Here is a 19,386-nt window from a genome sequence, read left to right on the forward strand (position 1 = left end):
ATTATGTTAATTATACCAATTAAAGACGGAGAAAATATCGATAGAGCATTAAAGCGCTATAAAAGAAAATTTGATAAAACAGGAACTGTTCGTCAGTTACGTGCACGTACCGCTTTTATTAAACCTTCTGTTACCAATAGAATGAAAATCCAAAAAGCGGCTTACATTCAAAACATGAAAGACAGTTTAGAAAGTTAAATAATAATTTTCTCAGCATATACTAACCGTTAGTTATTAAAGTTTAATACCTTTGATACTAACGGTTTTGTTTTTTATGAGGATTTGCGAGAAACCGAAGCAAACCAATCTTTATTATATGACGAATTACTTACAATCATTTAAAGATTATCTACAACTGGAGAAAAATTATTCTCCACATACTGTAAATGCTTATTTGAATGATATTTGTTTTTTTGAAAAATTCATAAAGGAAGAGTTTAATCAAGAAAATCTTTTAGAGGTCAATTACAGTCAAATTAGAAGCTGGATTGTGTGTTTAGTGGATGATACAATTTCAAATACCTCCATCAATAGAAAAATGGCATCATTAAAGTCTTTTTACAAATTTTTATTAAAGACTAAACAAATAGAAGTAAGCCCTTTAATTAAACATAAAGCTTTAAAAACAGCAAAAAATCTTCAAATTCCATTTTCAGAAAAAGAATTAGACGCTGTACTACATCAAATAAAATATCCTGACGGTTTTGAAGGCGTTAGAGACAAGTTAATTATTGATTTGTTTTACACAACTGGTATACGTAGAACAGAATTAATACATTTAAAAGTTTCAAATATCAATCATTCAAACAATACACTTAAGGTTTTAGGCAAGAGAAACAAAGAACGAGTACTCCCAATTTTGCCAATTGTTTCACAACAAATCAATCTGTATTTTTCTGAAAGATCTAATTTAGAACAAATTAAGGATTCCGATTTTTTTTTCGTTACAAAAAAAGGGTTAAAATTGAATGATTCGCTTGTTTATCGTTTAATAAATAACTACTTTAGTAATGTCTCCGAGAAGGTAAAAAAGAGTCCTCATATACTTAGGCATACTTTTGCGACTCATTTACTCAATAACGGAGCAGATATCAATTCAGTAAAAGAATTATTAGGACATTCTAGTTTAGCATCTACTCAAGTGTATACGCACAGCAGTTTAGCAGAACTAAAAAAAGTATACGGAAATGCGCATCCTAGAAGTCGTGATTAGTTCATAATTATAACCATTAAAAAATGTTAATCATGAAGGTAAATGTAAATGCTGTTAACTTTGCTGTTGACGGGAAGCTGGTAGATTTTATTCAGCAAAGAATGGATAAGTTAGAAAAATACTATGATAAAATTGTGTCATCAGACGTTTTTTTAAAAGTAGAAAAAACAAGTGACAAAGAAAATAAGGTTGTAGAAGTAAAGTTACATGTGCCAGGAGATGATTTTATGGTAAAGAAACAATGTAAAACTTTTGAGGAAGCCGTTGAGTTAGCGGCGGAATCTTTAGAGCGATTGTTAGTAAAAAGAAAAGAAAAAATCAATGCACATATTTAATATAAATTTTTCGTAAAATTGTTTTGATTAAAAAACAAAAAGATATACATTTGCAGTCCGTTAGAAATAGCGGGCTTTTTTTATTGAATTTGCCAGCGTAGCTCAGTTGGCTAGAGCAGCTGATTTGTAATCAGCAGGTCGTGGGTTCGAGTCCCTCCGCCGGCTCAAGGCAAGTTGATAATTATTAATTATCAATTATCAATTTAAAAAGAGGGGAGATACTCAAGCGGCCAACGAGGGCAGACTGTAAATCTGCTGTGTGAACTTCGCAGGTTCGAATCCTGCTCTCCCCACAAACTTTTTAAAAAGAATTTTCTGAAAGCTTGCTTTCGAGAAAATTAAATATAAAAAGTTTGATTCCGATTTATCGGAATCTCAGGATCATCAACCATAGGGAGATAATCCTAAAAATTAATTTTAGAAATTATATTTAGAATTTTTGTAAATCTGAATTCAAATATCTTAAATCTAAAATAAATTTCTCTGCCGACTTAGCTCAGGGGTAGAGTGCTTCCTTGGTAAGGAAGAGGTCACGGGTTCAATTCCCGTAGTTGGCTCAAAATTGTAAAATTTGAACACTAATATATTATATAACTAAGATTAAAAATTAAGTAAAATGGCAAAAGAAAATTTTAATCGTTCCAAACCGCACTTAAATATAGGTACAATTGGACACGTAGATCATGGAAAAACTACTTTAACTGCTGCAATCACGAAAGTATTATCTGATGCTGGTTACTGTCAAGCAAAATCGTTTGATCAAATCGATAACGCTCCTGAAGAAAAAGAAAGAGGTATTACAATTAATACTTCACACGTAGAGTATGAAACAGCTAACCGTCACTATGCTCACGTTGACTGTCCAGGTCACGCGGATTACGTGAAAAACATGGTTACTGGTGCTGCTCAAATGGATGGTGCAATTCTTGTAGTTGCTGCTACTGATGGTCCAATGCCACAAACACGTGAGCACATCCTTTTAGGTCGTCAAGTAGGTATTCCTCGTATTGTTGTATTCATGAATAAAGTGGATATGGTTGATGATGAAGAGTTGCTAGAATTAGTAGAAATGGAAATTAGAGATTTGCTTTCTTTCTATGAATATGATGGAGATAATGGACCAGTTATTCAAGGTTCAGCTCTTGGAGGATTAAATAATGATCCAGCTTGGACTCCAAAAATTCTTGAATTAATGGAAGCTTGTGATTCATGGATTGAAGAGCCACTTCGTGATACAGCAAAACCATTCTTGATGCCAGTTGAAGACGTATTTACAATTACAGGTCGTGGAACTGTTGCTACAGGTCGTATCGAAACAGGTATTTGTAATACAGGTGATCCAGTTGAAATCATTGGTATGGGTGCTGAAAAATTAACTTCTACAGTAACTGGTATCGAAATGTTCCGTCAAATCCTTGATAGAGGTGAAGCTGGAGATAATGCAGGTATCTTGTTAAGAGGTGTTGCAAAAGAAGATATTAAAAGAGGAATGGTTATTATTAAGCCAGGATCTGTAAAACCTCACAAAAACTTTAAAGCTGAGGTGTATATCTTGAAAAAAGAAGAAGGTGGTCGTCACACACCATTTCACAATAACTACCGTCCGCAGTTTTATGTACGTACAACTGACGTAACTGGTGTTATTACTTTGCCAGCAGGCGTAGAGATGGTTATGCCTGGAGATAACTTAACTATTACTGTAGATTTGTTAAGCCCAATCGCAATGAGCGTTGGTTTACGTTTTGCAATCCGTGAAGGTGGTAGAACTGTAGGTGCAGGACAAGTAACAGAAATACTAGGTTAATCCTATAAAATAATTTTTTAAAGCCAGTGTTGTTTTTTACAACACTGGCTTTTAACACGAACGGGCGTAGTTCAAGGGTAGAATAGCGGTCTCCAAAACCGTTGATGGGGGTTCGAATCCCTCCGCCCGTGCAAAAAAACAAATAGATAATGAAAGTTGTTAATTATATATCAGAAGCATTCGAGGAATTAAAATCAAATACTACTTGGCCAGAATGGGCTGAAGTACAGCGTTTAACGATTGTTGTTGCTGTTTTTTCAGTATTATTCGCTTTGGCAACTTGGGGAGTAGATGAAGTTTTTGCAAAATCATTAGAAGGTTTTTTTAATTGGATTAAAGCTTAATTTTTTTGCAATGACAGAGACTAATCTAAAAAAATGGTACGTTGTAAGAGTGGTAAGCGGTCAAGAGAATAAAGTTAAGGCTTATATCGAAACCGAAATTAATCGACTAGGAATGGTAGACTATATTTCTCAGGTACTTGTGCCTACTGAGAAAGTAGTTCAAGTACGTGATGGTAAAAAAATCACTAAAGATAAAGTATACTTTCCTGGCTATGTAATGATAGAAGCTAATCTTGCTGGAGAAATTCCGCATATTATAAAATCTATTACCAGTGTAATTGGTTTTTTAGGCGAAACTAAGAGTGGTGATCCAGTTCCTTTACGATTGTCAGAAGTAAATAGAATGTTAGGAAAAGTGGATGAGTTGGCTGTTAAAACAGATACTCATGCTATTCCATTCAATATAGGTGAAACTATCAAGGTAATTGATGGTCCTTTCAATGGTTTTAACGGAACAGTTGAAAAAATTAATGATGAAAAGCGTAAGCTAGAAGTAATGGTTAAAATTTTCGGAAGAAAGACTCCATTAGAACTTGGTTTTATGCAAGTTGAAAAAGTATAATTTTTGTTACACTATAATAAACCACATCTATCGCTTCCAATGAAGATGTGTTAAATTTTTAAAAAATGGCTAAAGAGATTAGTAAAGTAGTTAAACTACAAGTTAAGGGAGGTGCAGCGAACCCATCGCCACCGGTTGGACCTGCTTTAGGTGCTGCTGGTGTTAATATCATGGAGTTCTGTAAGCAATTTAATGCGAGAACACAAGATAAAGCCGGCAAAGTTTGCCCAGTGCAAATAACAGTGTATAAGGACAAATCTTTTGATTTTGTCGTGAAAACTCCACCTGCTGCTATTCAATTAATGGATGCTGCAAAGCTGAAATCAGGTTCTGGCGAACCTAATCGTAAAAAAGTAGCTAGCGTTACTTGGGAAGTGATTAGAACTATCGCAGAGGACAAAATGGTTGATTTAAATGCATTCACTGTCGAAGCTGCTATGAGCATGATCGCAGGAACCGCTAGGTCTATGGGTATAACAATATCAGGAGATTCTCCTCTAAAACAAGCGTAAGACATGGCAAAATTGACAAAAAAACAAAAAGAAGCTGCTTCAAAAATTGAAAAGAACAAACTATATACTTTAAAAGATGCATCTGCATTAATTAAAGTAGTTGCTTCTGCGAAATTTGATGAATCAGTAGATATTGCTGTTCGTTTAGGTGTAGATCCAAGAAAAGCAAATCAAATGGTAAGAGGGGTTGTAACATTACCTCACGGAACTGGTAAAGATGTAAGAGTACTTGCATTAGTTACTCCAGACAAGGAAGCTGAAGCTAAGGCTGCTGGAGCCGACTATGTAGGTCTAGATGACTATTTACAAAAAATTAAAGACGGTTGGACAGATGTTGACGTAATAATCACGATGCCAGCAGTTATGGGGAAATTAGGTCCATTAGGTCGTATTTTAGGACCAAGAGGTTTAATGCCTAATCCTAAAACTGGTACGGTAACTATGGATGTTGCAAAAGCTGTTCAAGAAGTGAAAGCGGGTAAAATTGACTTTAAAGTTGATAAAACAGGTATCGTACATGCGGGAATCGGAAGAATCTCTTTTGATGCTGATAAAATTGTAGATAACGCTCACGAAATTATTCAAACATTAATCAAACTTAAACCAACTGCGGCTAAAGGAACTTACATTAAAAGTATTTACCTAACTAGCACAATGAGTCCTGCAATTGCATTGGATCCTAAAGCAGTATAATTGGTAGTTAAAAATTTTTAGTATGACTAGAGAAGAAAAATCAATCGCGATTGAAGATTTAACTGCACAGTTAGCCGGTTCAAATATTGTTTATTTAGCAGATATTTCTGGACTAAATGCAGAAACTACTTCAAACTTAAGAAGAGCTTGTTTTAAAGCAGGCATAAAATTAGAGGTTGTTAAAAACACCTTGCTTGCAAAAGCAATGGAAGCTTCTGAAAATAATTACGGTGAATTGCCTGAAACATTAAAAGGTAATACCTCTATTTTTCTTGCAGATGTAGCAAATGCTCCTGCGAAAATTATGAAGGACTTCCGTAAAAAATCAGCTAAGCCCATTTTAAAAGGTGCTTATATCAATTCTGAAATTTACATTGGAGATAACTTATTAGATTCATTAGCATCGCTTAAATCTAAAGAAGAAGTTATTGGAGAAATCATAGGATTACTTCAATCTCCAGCACAAAGAGTTATTTCGGCTCTTTTAAACCAATTCAAAGAAGAAGAGGTTGCTTAATTTTTAATTTTTAAAAATTAAATAAAAACGCGCACATTAATAAATTATATTTTTTACAAATCATTTTAAAACGATAGAAAAAATGGCAGATTTGAAACAATTCGCAGAACAATTAGTTAACTTAACAGTAAAAGAAGTTAATGATTTAGCAACAATATTAAAAGATGAGTATGGTATCGAGCCAGCTGCTGCAGCTGTAGTAGTTGCTGCTGGAGGAGACGGTGGTGCTGCTGTAGAAGAGCAAACTGAGTTTACAGTAGTATTAAAAGAAGCTGGTGCTTCTAAATTAGCTGTAGTAAAAGCAGTAAAAGAATTAACTGGTTTAGGTCTTAAAGAATCTAAAGATTTAGTTGATGCTGCTCCATCAAACATCAAAGAAGGTGTAACTAAAGATGAAGCTGAAGGGCTTAAAAAATCTTTAGAAGAAGCTGGAGCTGTAGTTGAATTAAAATAATTCGACTCGCTTTAGAGAATAGGTTTAGGTCTTGAATACACATTCAAAGACCTAAACCATTTTTCGTATAATAAAATTATAGTACATTTTACTATAAATTAGTTTAAAATACAAAAGTGTTTTTAAATCAATACGATGAAAGAAAATAAAATAAAGAGCCTTGCTCTGACATTATTTTTAAAGAGGTATTGATTAAAAAAGAAAGTATTGATTAAACTGTGTTTTACACAAAAATTACTTTTTTTTAATCAAAATTTTGTCCATTGATGATAACAAATCAGACTGAAAGATTGAATTTTGCCTCAACTAAAAACATTCCTGATTATCCAGATTTTCTAGATGTTCAGGTTAAATCGTTTAAAGATTTTTTCCAATTGGAAACTAAATCTGACGAAAGAGGCGACGAAGGGTTGTATAACACCTTCATGGAAAATTTTCCAATTACAGATACTAGAAATAACTTTGTATTGGAATTTCTTGATTACTTTGTTGATCCTCCACGTTATACTATTCAAGAGTGTATAGAAAGAGGTCTAACTTACAGCGTACCTTTAAAAGCAAGGTTAAAACTGTATTGTACAGATCCTGAACACGAAGATTTTGAAACTATTGTTCAAGATGTATATCTTGGTACAATTCCATACATGACGCCTAGCGGTACATTTGTTATCAATGGCGCTGAACGTGTAGTTGTTTCACAATTACACAGATCTCCAGGTGTTTTCTTCGGACAATCTTACCATGCAAATGGAACTAAATTGTATTCTGCCAGAGTAATACCTTTTAAAGGATCTTGGATAGAATTTTCTACAGATATTAATAGCGTAATGTACGCCTATATTGACAGAAAGAAAAAATTACCTGTAACAACTTTATTTCGTGCTATTGGTTTTGAAAGAGACAAGGATATCCTAGAGATTTTCGACCTAGCTGAAGAAATTAAAGTATCTAAAACAGGACTTAAAAAATATATCGGTAGAAAATTAGCGGCTCGTGTATTAAATACATGGCATGAAGATTTCGTAGACGAAGATACTGGTGAAGTAGTTTCTATCGAGCGTAACGAAATAATTTTAGATAGAGATACGATTCTTGATAAAGATAATGTAGAAGAGATTATAGAATCAAATGTTAAATCTATTTTGTTGCATAAAGAAAGCAATAATCAAACCGATTATTCTATCATTCACAACACGTTACAAAAAGACCCAACAAACTCTGAAAAAGAGGCTGTTGAACATATTTACAGACAATTGCGTAATGCTGAACCGCCTGATGAGGAAACAGCTCGTGGTATTATAGATAAATTATTCTTCTCTGACCAACGTTACAATTTAGGTGAAGTAGGGCGTTATAGAATAAATAAAAAACTAGGTCTTGATACTCCAATGGAAAAGCAAGTGCTAACCAAAGAAGACATCATTACCATCGTTAAATATTTGATTGAATTAATTAACTCTAAAGCAGAGATTGATGATATCGATCACTTATCTAATCGTCGTGTTAGAACAGTTGGAGAACAATTATCACAACAATTTGGAGTTGGTTTAGCCCGTATGGCTAGAACCATTCGCGAGAGAATGAATGTTAGAGATAACGAGGTGTTTACACCAATCGATTTGATTAATGCTAAAACATTATCATCGGTTATTAACTCTTTCTTCGGAACGAACCAGTTATCTCAATTTATGGATCAAACGAATCCATTGGCTGAGATTACACACAAAAGAAGATTATCTGCCCTTGGACCAGGAGGACTTTCAAGAGAAAGAGCTGGTTTTGAGGTACGTGACGTTCACTATACGCACTATGGTAGACTTTGTCCGATAGAAACTCCTGAGGGACCAAATATTGGATTGATTTCTTCTCTGGGTGTTTATGCTAAAGTAAATGGAATGGGCTTTATTGAGACGCCATATCGTAAAGTAACTAATGGTGTTGTTGATTTAAATTCTAATCCAATTTATTTAAGTGCTGAAGAAGAAGAAGGACAGTTAATAGCTCAAGCAAACATCGAAATGGATGCTACAGGTAAAATCATAGCTGAAAATGTAATTGCTCGTCAAGAGGGAGATTTTCCAGTAATCGATCCTGCTAAAGTGCATTATACAGACGTTGCGCCAAACCAAATTGCTTCTATTTCGGCTTCATTAATTCCTTTCTTGGAACATGATGATGCGAATAGAGCGTTGATGGGATCTAACATGATGCGTCAGGCTGTACCATTGTTACGTCCGGAAGCACCTATCGTTGGAACAGGTTTAGAGCGTCAAGTGGCTTCAGATTCTAGAGTATTGATAAATGCAGAAGGACCTGGGGTTGTTGAATATGTTGATGCAAATATCATTACTATCAAATACGATCGTTCTGAAGAAGAAAGAATGGTGAGTTTTGAAGCAGATGAAAAAACATACAATCTAATTAAATTTAGAAAAACAAATCAGTCTACAAGTATCAACTTAAAACCTATCGTAAGAAAAGGAGACAGAGTAGATCTTGGACAAGTATTATCTGAAGGATATGCTACTCAAAACGGTGAACTAGCTTTAGGTCGTAATCTAAAAGTAGCGTTCATGCCATGGAAAGGGTACAACTTCGAGGATGCGATTGTGATTTCTGAAAAAGTAGTTCGTGACGATATTTTTACCTCTATTCACGTTGATGATTATTCATTAGAGGTTAGAGATACTAAATTAGGTAACGAAGAGTTAACGAATGATATTCCAAACGTATCTGAAGAAGCTACTAAAGATTTAGATGAAAACGGTATGATTAGAATTGGAGCCGAAGTTAAACCTGGCGATATTTTAATCGGAAAAATTACTCCAAAAGGAGAATCAGATCCTACTCCAGAAGAAAAATTGCTTCGCGCCATCTTCGGGGATAAAGCAGGTGATGTTAAAGATGCTTCATTAAAAGCTTCTCCTTCTTTACACGGTGTTGTTTTAGACAAAAAATTGTTTGCAAGAGCAGTTAAAGATAAACGTAAGCGTACTCAAGATAAAGATGCCTTAGGCGCTTTAGAAATGGAGTTTGAGACTAAATTTGTTGATTTAAAAGATAAATTAGTTGAGAAATTATTCTTAATCGTAAACGGAAAAACATCTCAAGGGGTAATGAATGATTTGGGCGAAGAAGTTTTACCAAAAGGTAAAAAATACACTCAAAAAATGCTTTATGCTGTAGAGGATTTTGCTCACTTAAGTAAAGGACAATGGGTTGCTGACGATGCTACCAATAAAATGGTAAACGACTTGATTCATAACTATAAAATCAAGCTGAACGATTTACAAGGTTCTTTACGTAGAGAGAAATTTACCATTACTGTTGGAGATGAATTACCAGCAGGAATATTGAAGTTAGCTAAAGTATACATTGCTAAAAAACGTAAACTGAAAGTTGGAGATAAAATGGCAGGACGTCACGGTAACAAAGGTATTGTTGCTCGTATTGTTCGTCATGAAGACATGCCTTTCCTTGAAGACGGGACACCAGTTGATATTGTATTGAATCCATTAGGTGTACCTTCACGTATGAACATTGGTCAAATTTATGAAACGGTTTTAGGTTGGGCTGGACAAAAGTTAGGACGTAAATACGCGACTCCAATTTTTGATGGTGCTACTTTAGATCAAATCAACGAATTGACTGATGAAGCAGGAATTCCTAGATTCGGACATACCTATTTATATGACGGAGGAACAGGAGAGCGTTTCCACCAAGCAGCAACAGTTGGAGTAATCTATATGTTGAAACTAGGACACATGGTAGACGATAAAATGCATGCACGTTCTATCGGACCGTACTCATTAATTACGCAACAACCGTTAGGTGGTAAAGCGCAGTTTGGAGGTCAACGTTTCGGAGAGATGGAGGTTTGGGCACTTGAAGCATACGGGGCATCTAGCACATTAAGAGAAATCTTAACTGTTAAATCGGATGACGTTATTGGAAGAGCTAAAACGTACGAAGCTATTGTTAAGGGAGAGTCTATGCCAGAACCAGGATTGCCAGAATCATTCAATGTATTGATGCATGAATTGAAAGGTCTTGGATTAGACATTCGTTTAGAAGAATAAAACAATTAACAATTAACAATTGATAATGCATAGAGCTTATCAATTGTTAATTATCCATTATCAATTATCAATTCAAGTTTTAAACTATGATGAATAATAGAAATAACAATAACAACAGAGATAAAAATCCAATCAAAAAATTTGATAAAATTTCGATTGGACTAGCATCACCTGAATCTATATTGGCCGAGTCAAGAGGTGAAGTGTTGAAGCCAGAAACAATCAATTATAGAACCCACAAACCAGAACGTGATGGTCTTTTCTGTGAACGAATTTTCGGTCCAGTAAAAGATTTTGAATGTGCTTGTGGTAAGTATAAGAGAATTCGCTACAAAGGAATCATTTGTGATCGTTGTGGTGTTGAAGTTACAGAGAAAAAAGTACGTCGTGATAGAGTAGGACACATCAATTTAGTGGTGCCTATTGCTCATATTTGGTATTTTAGATCGCTTCCTAATAAAATTGGATATATTCTTGGTTTGCCATCTAAGAAATTAGATATGATTATTTACTACGAAAGATATGTAGTAATTCAGGCAGGTATTGCTAAAACTCCAGAAGGAGAGTCTGTACAAAGATTAGACTTTTTAACTGAAGAAGAATATTTAAATATTTTAGACACTCTTCCTACTGAAAATCAATACTTAGACGATTTTGATCCAAATAAATTTGTTGCCAAAATGGGAGCAGAATGTATTATGGATTTGTTGGCTCGTATAGATTTAGATGCACTTTCATACGAATTGCGTCACTCTGCTAACAACGAAACGTCTAAGCAACGTAAAACAGAAGCATTAAAAAGACTACAAGTAGTGGAATCTTTCCGCGAGTCTAACTTAAACCGTGAGAATCGTCCTGAATGGATGATTATGAAAGTGGTTCCTGTTATTCCACCTGAATTACGTCCTTTAGTACCATTAGATGGAGGTCGTTTTGCTACATCAGATTTAAATGATTTATACCGTCGTGTAATTATACGTAACAACCGTTTGAAAAGATTGATGGAAATTAAAGCTCCAGAAGTGATCTTAAGAAACGAAAAACGTATGTTGCAAGAATCAGTAGATTCATTATTTGATAATACTCGTAAAGCATCTGCTGTAAAAACAGAATCAAACCGTCCTTTGAAATCACTTTCGGATTCCCTTAAAGGAAAACAAGGTCGTTTCCGTCAAAACTTACTAGGAAAACGTGTGGATTATTCTGCTCGTTCGGTAATTGTTGTAGGGCCAGAATTGAAATTGTTCGAGTGTGGTATTCCTAAAGATATGGCAGCCGAATTGTACAAACCTTTCGTTATCCGTAAATTGATAGAAAGAGGAATTGTAAAAACAGTTAAATCAGCCAAGAAAATAATTGATAAAAAAGAACCAGTAGTTTGGGATATCCTTGAAAATGTAATTAAAGGGCATCCAATATTGCTGAATCGTGCTCCTACTTTGCACAGACTTGGTATTCAGGCATTCCAACCAAAATTAATTGAAGGAAAAGCAATACAATTGCACCCTTTAGTTTGTACTGCATTTAATGCGGATTTTGATGGGGATCAAATGGCAGTTCACTTACCTTTAGGACCAGAAGCAATTTTAGAAGCGCAATTATTAATGTTAGCTTCTCACAATATCTTGAATCCTGCGAATGGTGCTCCAATTACGGTACCTTCTCAAGACATGGTTTTAGGTCTTTATTACATGACCAAAGAGCGTTTGTCAGTGCCAGGACATCAAATACTAGGTGAAGGATTAATATTCTATTCTGCCGAAGAAACAAATATCGCATTAAACGAAGGTAGATTAGAACTGAACGCTCGAGTAAAAATTAGAGCTAAAGATTTTAATGAAAACGGAGAATTAGTATACAAAATCATACAAACTACCGCTGGAAGAGTTTTGTTTAATGAAGTGGTTCCAGAAGCTGCAGGATACATCAATGATGTTTTAACAAAGAAAAACTTGAGAGACATCATCGGACACGTATTAAGTGTTACAGATGTTCCTACAACAGCTGCCTTCTTAGATAACATGAAGGATATGGGTTACAAATTCGCCTTCAAAGGTGGATTATCATTCTCATTAGGAGATATTAGAATCCCAGATGAAAAACCAAAATTAATTGCAGATGCCAGAGCACAAGTTGAAGGAATTTCTGCCAATTATAATATGGGTCTTATAACCAATAACGAACGTTACAACCAAGTTATTGATGTATGGACTTCAACCAATGCACAGCTTACAGAAACAGCAATGAAAAACATCAGAGAGGACCAACAAGGTTTCAACTCGGTGTATATGATGCTTGACTCTGGTGCAAGGGGTTCTAAAGAACAAATTCGTCAGTTAACAGGTATGCGTGGATTGATGGCTAAGCCTAAAAAATCGAATGCTGGAGGTGGTGAAATTATTGAAAACCCAATTCTTTCTAACTTTAAAGAAGGTCTTTCTATCCTTGAGTATTTTATTTCTACTCACGGTGCACGTAAAGGTCTTGCCGATACCGCATTAAAAACGGCTGATGCTGGATATTTAACCAGAAGATTGCATGACGTTTCTCAAGATGTTATTGTAAATATCGAAGATTGTGGCACTTTAAGAGGAATTGAAGTATCTGCATTGAAGAAAAATGAAGAGATTGTTGAAACTTTAGGAGAAAGAATTTTAGGTCGTGTAGCATTACAAGATCTTATCAATCCTTTAACTTCTGAAATCCTTGTTCATTCAGGACAACAAATTACAGAGGCAATAATGAAAAGTATTGAGGCTTCTCCTATCGAGAAAGTTGAAGTACGTTCACCATTAACTTGCGAAGCTTTGAAAGGAATTTGTGCTAAATGTTATGGTAGAAATTTAGCTACCGGGAAAATGACTCAAAGAGGAGAAGCAGTTGGTGTTATTGCCGCTCAGTCTATTGGAGAGCCAGGAACTCAGTTAACATTACGTACTTTCCACGTTGGAGGGGTAGCAGGAGGTATTTCCGAAGAGTCAAGTATTATTACTCGTTTTGACGGTAAACTAGAAATTGAAGATTTAAAAACTGTTAAAGGTGAAGATAATGAAGGTAATGCTGTTGATATTGTAGTTTCACGTTCTACGGAATTGAAATTGGTTGATGTTAAAACAGGAATTATTCTTAATACTCACAATATTCCTTACGGTTCAAGTATTTTTGTAAAAGACGGAGACATAGTTTCTAAAGGAACAGTAATATGTAAATGGGATCCTTATAATGGTGTAATTGTATCTGAGTTTACAGGTAAAATTGCTTACGAAGATTTAGAGCAAGGACAATCATACCAAGTAGAGATTGATGAGCAAACAGGTTTCCAAGAAAAAGTAATTTCTGAATCTAGAACTAAAAAATTAATTCCAACTTTATTGGTTTACGGTAAAGACAATGAGTTAATTCGTTCTTACAACTTACCAGTTGGAGCCCACTTGATGGTTGAAAACGGTGAGAAAATTAAAGCAGGTAAAGTATTGGTAAAAATACCACGTCGTTCTTCAAAAGCAGGAGATATTACAGGAGGTTTACCAAGAATTACAGAGTTGTTAGAAGCTCGTAATCCTTCAAACCCGGCTGTTGTTTCAGAAATTGATGGAGTTGTTTCTTTTGGAAAAATCAAAAGAGGGAACCGTGAAATTGTTATCGAATCTAAGTTTGGTGAGGTTAAGAAATATTTGGTTAAATTATCAAGTCAAATCTTAGTTCAAGAAAATGACTTCGTAAGAGCTGGTGTGCCATTGTCAGATGGAGCTATTACTCCGGAAGATATTTTAAGAATTCAAGGACCTGCTGCTGTTCAACAGTATTTGGTTAATGAAATTCAAGAGGTATACCGTTTGCAAGGGGTAAAAATAAATGACAAACACTTCGAAGTGGTTATTCGTCAAATGATGCGTAAAGTTAGAGTTGAAGATCCAGGAGATACTTTATTCCTAGAAGAGCAATTAATTCATACCAAAGATTTTATTGTTGAGAACGATAAATTATACGGAATGAAAGTGGTTGAAGATGCTGGAGATTCAAGCGTATTAAAACCAGGTCAAATCATTTCTCCTCGAGAATTGCGTGACGAAAATTCATTATTGAAACGTACTGATAAAAATTTGGTTGTTGCTCGTGATGTTATTACGGCTACTGCAACTCCAGTTTTACAGGGTATTACTAGAGCTTCGTTACAGACCAAATCGTTTATCTCTGCGGCATCGTTCCAAGAAACTACTAAAGTATTAAATGAAGCTGCTGTTGCAGGTAAAATTGATTACTTAGAAGGATTGAAAGAAAATGTAATTGTTGGTCATAGAATCCCTGCCGGAACAGGTATGAGAGAATATGACAATACAATTGTAGGTTCGGTTCTAAGGAAGATTACAACGAAATGATGGCGAATAGAGAAGAATATATTTATTAAAAGCATGAAGTTTGCCACTAATAATTTGATATAAGTGAATTAGTGGCAAATTTTAATAAACTCTATAAAAAAATGAGTGATTCAAAGCAACAACAAGGGCAAATTAACATAGAATTAGATGAGTCTATTGCAGAAGGAATTTATTCTAATCTAGCTATAATTAATCATTCTGCATCGGAATTTGTTTTAGATTTTGTTTGTATCATGCCAGGTACACCAAAGGCTAAAGTCAAATCAAGAATAGTTTTGACTCCACAACACGCTAAAAGATTAGTAAAGGCATTGGCCGAAAACGTTCACCGTTTTGAAGTCTCTCATGGAGAAATAAAAGACACTGAGCAACCGCCAATTCCATTAAATTTTGGACCAGCAGGTCAAGCATAAAAACAGAAACGTCCTGATTTATCGGGACGTTTTTTGTTATTATCAATTTTATTAAAAAAAATAGAAGAAACACTATTTATATTTACTGTGAGATATACGTGTGTAAGTAATCAATAGTTTCTTTTTGCATTTCAATAATCCCATTTACAACATCGCCAATAGAAATTAGCCCTAAAACGGTATTGTTTTCTACAACGGGTAAGTGTCTGATTCTTTTAGAGCTCATCAATCCCATACAATAGTCAATACTGTCTGATGGTCGTACGGTAATTAAATCATCTTCCATGATTTCATATACAAAGGTATCTAAAGACGATCTTCCTTTCAAAACAACTTTTCGGGCATAATCTCTTTCAGATAAAATTCCTTTTAAATTCTCATTTTCTATAATAAGTACAGCGCCAATATTTTTTTCGCCCATTACTTTAATAGCTTCATAAACAGTGATACTTGAAGTTACAGAAAAGACCTGCTTTCCTTTTGTGTTTAAAATTTGATTTACAGTCATGATGATTAATTTTGGTGAACCATAAAATTATATAAAAAATAAATACAAATTTTTTATTTTTATTAACAATAGTGTTAAATGTGTAAATTAAACCTTTCTATTTGATAAAAAGTTTATGTTAAATTCACAAAACCTTGAGATTTTGGGACTGATTTAAGATTTTATTTTCGAATATTAAATTGAAAGGTAAGGCAAAAATATTTTTTTATTTGCTATTTTAAAATCGATTAATATGCTTTAGATTTTAAAAAAAAAGTACAAATTTAGTAATTGCTCATATGATGATGATAAGCAAAAAAAACAGTAATTTATTAACATGCAAACGTTATAGTGTAATAAATACGTTTTTTTATTGCTTTTTTTTATTTAAATGCGTAATTTAGTAAATTGATTCTTTTGCTTAAAACGCACAGCTATAACGATTTAGTAGTATAAAGTCGTTTTGGTTAAAAAATTTTCAATGAAATCATATTTTTAGATGGCAATAATGTTAAAAATGACATTATTATTGTCAATTTATAAATTGCCTACTTCTTAAAGAGTTAATCTCTAGGATGTTTGTTGATTAAGGTTTAAATAATTTAAAACTGTACGAAAATTCCAATTTATTACAATACCGCTTATGAAAAATTTTACTTTCAACATGATTTCTAACTTCAAAAATCTGCTTAACACCATTTTCAACACTGCCAATGTTGAATTTTTAACAGTAGCAGATTTAAAATATTCAACTTTACCAAAGAAAATTTACCTTCAAAAAGGTGATTTCCAATCAAAGCGATTTGTTTTAAAAAGTGTATGGCTTACTGCAATGTTTGTTTTTATCAGCATTGCGGGTTGGGGGCAGACGACGGTAACATATACTATGCAGGACGCAAACTTTCCAACCCAATTTAATAGTGGGGGAGATTTTTATAATAGTGGTGCTACAGCATTAGGGATGTATGCTAATTTTGGCAGTAAACAAACTGTTGCTTGGAGAACTTATAAAACGGCAGGGGATAATACCGGTTCCGATAGGGCTCTAAGAGTAGGGGATGTGTTTAAAATTACTGTTTCTTGTACCAGAGCTTTTGGACAGATTGGTTTTTCGCTCAATGCTGCCGGCACTCAAGGAACATCTTATGCAAACAACATAAGTGGATCAAGACTATATGTAAATACAGATAATTACGGTTCATGGTACGTTAATCGTTCTGGTGGTACTACGAGTTTTGGATATAGTCCTACACAAAGTACTTATAGAGACTACATTTTTACCATTAGGGTAACTTCAAGTACTACTGCTGATGTTTTTTTAACTGTAAGTGGAACAGATTATAGAGCCTATAACCTTACGCTGAATGGCTCCGGGAATATTGATGCTTTCTCAATCTATGGCTCTGACATGTGGGATGGAGATTCTAATGACGATGCTTTTTGGAAACAAACATGCACTGTTGAAAATACAGGCAGGGTTGAAGCAGGTTATTTTCTTGCATCAGGAACCTACACACCAGGAGTAATCTCTGATGGATTAGCTGCAAACAGTACAAGCACTACATCTGTAAACGCTCTTTTTGTCGGCGGAGATGCCGGTTCTGCGGTTATATTGAATCAAGCCAATACTTATACTGGTGCTACAACAGTAAATGCCAATGGAACTTTAAGATTAGGTGCCAGCTCAACTGCTAGCACAAGTGGCCCACTGGGAACTACTGCAGGAGGAACAACAGTTAGCTCTGGGGGTGTTTTGGATATGAACGGAAATTCCTTAACCTCATCTGCAACAGAAAGCTTAACCATCAATGGAACAGGAATCTCGTCCGGTGGCGCTTTAATTAACTCAAACACGACCACTGGTTCTACCGTAGCTGGAACTGTCGCATTGGGTTCTGCAACCAGTGTTGGTGGCGCAGGAAATCTTACTTTGTCAGGGGTTGTTTCAGGCGGTTTTGCGCTTACGAAAGTAGGAGCAGGCACATTAACATTGTCTAATAGTTCCAATTCATACAGCGGCGGTACTGTAATAAGCGGAGGTACTGTATCTGTTTCCGATGCAGGTCATCTTGGAAATACAAGCGGTGCTATTACAATCGGTAATGGGGGTACATCTACAACTCTTGATGTAGCCTCTACTCTTTCAAGAACTGCTCTTAATGTAATTGACGGATCTTCAGCAGGGGTAATAAATGTTGCATCCGGACAAACATTTACACTTACTAATTTGAACACGCCATCCGGTACAAGCAATACCACCAAGTTTGGTAAATCGGGGCCAGGGACTTTGACATTATCTGGTTCTGGAACATATACCGGACAAACACAAATTGGTGCGGGTTCTGTCATTGTATCCAACAATGCGGGTTTAGGGACAAATAGCTCTACAACTGCCAGGGGTATTGACCTCGGTTTAAATGTGGGGGATGTATCGCAGGGTAACAACGTTTCAGTTCTTGCCACAACAGGTATTACCGTTCCTCAATCTATTTATGTTGCTCCCAACACAAGTAGTGCTACCAGAACAATTGGATTGAGCGGTTCGGGTACTGCAACTTTTAGTAATGAAATATATATTGATCCTTCTGCAACTGCTTCTTTAAATGGGGGCTCTGGATCCGTAACATTTAGTGGTGCGCTGGTAAGTGCTTCCGGTGCTAGTAATACAGGAGCTGTTAGTGTTACAGGCGGTACCGTAGTCTTATCAGGAGCTAATATATACGGAGGAGCAACAACAGTCACTACAGGGACTTTGTTGGTAAATGGCAGTACAAATGCAAGTAGTGCCGTTACTGTTGCATCTGGCGCAAGACTAGGAGGAAGTGGAACAGTTAGCGGGGCAGTTTCTTTATCATCTGGTACAAGTAGAGTAGCTCCAGGAAGTGCAGCTACTACAGTAGGTACATTAACAACGGGTGCTTTTACTTTTAATAGCTCTAATGAATATGAATTTGACATAACAAATGTTTCAGGAACAGCAGGAACCAATTGGGATTTATTAACTTCTTCGGGTGCGATTACGATTTCCGCTACTTCGGGTGCTCCAGTAGTAATTAGACTTTCAGGAAATCCAACAGGTTTTGCATCTTGTACTTCTTATACATGGAGAATTGCCGGTGGAACTAGTATTAGTTCTTTTGCGGCTAACAAATTTAGTATTAATACAACTTCGTTTACGCCTTCATTTACTGGGACATTCTCCGTTACCAATTCTGGTAATGATATTAATTTAGTATATACACCAACGTTACCACAAGGAAGTTTAACTGCCAATGGTCCCTTTTGTGCAACAGGGGCAGGACAATTGACATGGACTGCCACATCAGGAACAGGTCCTTATACAGTAGTCTACAATGATGGCACAGCCAGTCGTACTGCAACAAGTGTAGTAAGTGGAACAGCTTTTGCAACATTTACTACACCAGTTACCTCGACTACAACCTATACCCTGGTATCTGTGACTGACTCAAATACATGCGTTCGCAGTAGTGGATTTACAGGTTCATCGGCTACTATTACAGTCAATCAAAATCCAACCGCATCTAATGCAGGGGCAGACCAAACGAGTTCAGCAACTTGTGGACTGACATCAGT

14 protein-coding genes, 4 tRNA genes and 1 pseudogene are annotated in these 19,386 nt (G+C 35.3%); 18 read left to right on the forward strand and 1 reads right to left on the reverse strand.

Translation table 11 applies throughout. The features are described from left to right. The first annotated feature begins 3 nt into the window (after window positions 1-3). From rpsU to ACFQ0S_RS07925, 17 genes and pseudogenes are all read left to right on the forward strand, one after another. The gene (gene rpsU, locus ACFQ0S_RS07845; RefSeq protein ID WP_379753107.1) at window positions 4-198 is read left to right on the forward strand and encodes a 30S ribosomal protein S21; all 195 of its coding nucleotides are present in this window, start codon (window positions 4-6) and stop codon (window positions 196-198) included. A gap of 118 nt (window positions 199-316) precedes the next feature. Then, window positions 317-1,213: a tyrosine-type recombinase/integrase gene (locus ACFQ0S_RS07850; protein ID WP_379753104.1), complete on the forward strand. Its 897-nt coding sequence runs from the start codon at window positions 317-319 to the stop codon at window positions 1,211-1,213. A gap of 32 nt (window positions 1,214-1,245) precedes the next feature. Beyond that, complete coding sequence (gene hpf, locus ACFQ0S_RS07855; RefSeq protein ID WP_379753101.1) at window positions 1,246-1,548, forward strand: ribosome hibernation-promoting factor, HPF/YfiA family; 303 nt, start codon at window positions 1,246-1,248, stop codon at window positions 1,546-1,548. A gap of 91 nt (window positions 1,549-1,639) precedes the next feature. Continuing rightward, window positions 1,640-1,713, forward strand: a tRNA-Thr gene (locus tag ACFQ0S_RS07860). Window positions 1,714-1,760: 47 nt separating this feature from the next. Continuing rightward, window positions 1,761-1,841, forward strand: a tRNA-Tyr gene (locus ACFQ0S_RS07865). 192 nt (window positions 1,842-2,033) lie between these two features. Next, a tRNA-Thr gene (locus ACFQ0S_RS07870) sits at window positions 2,034-2,105 on the forward strand. A 59-nt stretch (window positions 2,106-2,164) separates the two neighbouring features. Beyond that, a complete protein-coding gene (gene tuf, locus ACFQ0S_RS07875) occupies window positions 2,165-3,352 on the forward strand; it encodes an elongation factor Tu (protein WP_379753098.1) in 1,188 nt (395 codons plus the stop codon). Between the two features lie 60 nt (window positions 3,353-3,412). Further along, a tRNA-Trp gene (locus tag ACFQ0S_RS07880) sits at window positions 3,413-3,483 on the forward strand. Window positions 3,484-3,498: 15 nt separating this feature from the next. Further along, the gene (gene secE / locus ACFQ0S_RS07885) at window positions 3,499-3,696 is read left to right on the forward strand and encodes a preprotein translocase subunit SecE (RefSeq protein WP_379753384.1); all 198 of its coding nucleotides are present in this window, start codon (window positions 3,499-3,501) and stop codon (window positions 3,694-3,696) included. A 10-nt stretch (window positions 3,697-3,706) separates the two neighbouring features. Beyond that, on the forward strand, window positions 3,707-4,258 hold the full coding sequence (gene nusG, locus ACFQ0S_RS07890) for a transcription termination/antitermination protein NusG (RefSeq protein ID WP_379753095.1): 552 nt from the start codon (window positions 3,707-3,709) through the stop codon (window positions 4,256-4,258). Between the two features lie 65 nt (window positions 4,259-4,323). Further along, window positions 4,324-4,770, forward strand: a complete 447-nt coding sequence (gene rplK / locus ACFQ0S_RS07895) for a 50S ribosomal protein L11 (protein ID WP_379753092.1) — start codon at window positions 4,324-4,326, stop codon at window positions 4,768-4,770. Window positions 4,771-4,773: 3 nt separating this feature from the next. Further along, window positions 4,774-5,463 (forward strand): 50S ribosomal protein L1, encoded by a 690-nt coding sequence (gene rplA / locus ACFQ0S_RS07900; protein ID WP_379753089.1) that lies wholly within the window; start codon window positions 4,774-4,776, stop codon window positions 5,461-5,463. Between the two features lie 22 nt (window positions 5,464-5,485). Then, the gene (gene rplJ, locus ACFQ0S_RS07905; protein WP_151106564.1) at window positions 5,486-5,980 is read left to right on the forward strand and encodes a 50S ribosomal protein L10; all 495 of its coding nucleotides are present in this window, start codon (window positions 5,486-5,488) and stop codon (window positions 5,978-5,980) included. Window positions 5,981-6,062: 82 nt separating this feature from the next. Beyond that, window positions 6,063-6,434: a 50S ribosomal protein L7/L12 gene (gene rplL, locus ACFQ0S_RS07910; RefSeq protein WP_379753086.1), complete on the forward strand. Its 372-nt coding sequence runs from the start codon at window positions 6,063-6,065 to the stop codon at window positions 6,432-6,434. 266 nt (window positions 6,435-6,700) lie between these two features. Beyond that, window positions 6,701-10,513 (forward strand): DNA-directed RNA polymerase subunit beta, encoded by a 3,813-nt coding sequence (gene rpoB / locus ACFQ0S_RS07915; RefSeq protein WP_379753083.1) that lies wholly within the window; start codon window positions 6,701-6,703, stop codon window positions 10,511-10,513. An 86-nt stretch (window positions 10,514-10,599) separates the two neighbouring features. Beyond that, window positions 10,600-14,921: pseudogene (rpoC, locus tag ACFQ0S_RS07920) on the forward strand (DNA-directed RNA polymerase subunit beta'). Between the two features lie 72 nt (window positions 14,922-14,993). Then, complete coding sequence (locus ACFQ0S_RS07925; RefSeq protein ID WP_379753080.1) at window positions 14,994-15,305, forward strand: DUF3467 domain-containing protein; 312 nt, start codon at window positions 14,994-14,996, stop codon at window positions 15,303-15,305. An 82-nt stretch (window positions 15,306-15,387) separates the two neighbouring features. On the opposite strand, the gene ACFQ0S_RS07930 is transcribed toward ACFQ0S_RS07925, so the two are convergent. Beyond that, window positions 15,388-15,813 carry a CBS domain-containing protein gene (locus ACFQ0S_RS07930; protein ID WP_379753078.1) on the reverse strand — a complete coding sequence of 142 codons (426 nt, stop codon included), beginning with the start codon at window positions 15,811-15,813 and terminating at the stop codon, window positions 15,388-15,390. A 622-nt stretch (window positions 15,814-16,435) separates the two neighbouring features. Between ACFQ0S_RS07930 and ACFQ0S_RS07935 the strand changes: the two genes are divergently transcribed. Then, a partial coding sequence (locus tag ACFQ0S_RS07935; RefSeq protein WP_379819076.1) for a beta strand repeat-containing protein occupies window positions 16,436-19,386 on the forward strand: 2,951 nt, incomplete at its 3' end.

It is taken from the genome of Flavobacterium myungsuense, assembly GCF_042677265.1.
GTDB classification, from domain to species: domain Bacteria; phylum Bacteroidota; class Bacteroidia; order Flavobacteriales; family Flavobacteriaceae; genus Flavobacterium; species Flavobacterium myungsuense.